The organism is Halomonas sp. BM-2019, from assembly GCF_017584085.1.
Map to the genome: position 1 here is coordinate 2185813 of NZ_CP071922.1, position 340 is coordinate 2186152.

The 340-nt window shown below is 69.7% G+C and carries 1 pseudogene; it reads right to left on the minus strand.

The features are described from left to right. Positions 1–173: 173 nt before the first annotated feature. Positions 174–340: pseudogene (locus tag J5F18_RS10830) on the minus strand (hydrolase); the annotation flags it as partial.

Sequence of the window (340 nt, forward strand, 5' to 3'; positions counted from 1 at the left end):
TCTGGCGCAGCCAGGTCTCGTAGCGATCCACGGCCTCGGGCTTGACCCGATGCTGGATCTGGATGGTCGCCCCCTCGCAGTGGTCGGGGGGAAGGGTTTCGGTGGTGGACATGAAGCTTCTCGCCTCGGGGACTCTTGGGGGTAAGGGCCCGGCCGCGGCCGGGCCCATTGCCTCAGCGCGGGTTGGCCAGGCTCTGCTGCTGGTAGCTTTGCATCAGGTTGGCGTAGGCGGGCAGGTGGCCGGCCAGCAGGCCGCCGAAGCCCTCGATGTCGTTGCGCCAGTCGCGGTGCAGCTCGCAGCCGACGCCGAACCAGGTCATCAGCTGGGCGCCGGCCTGGG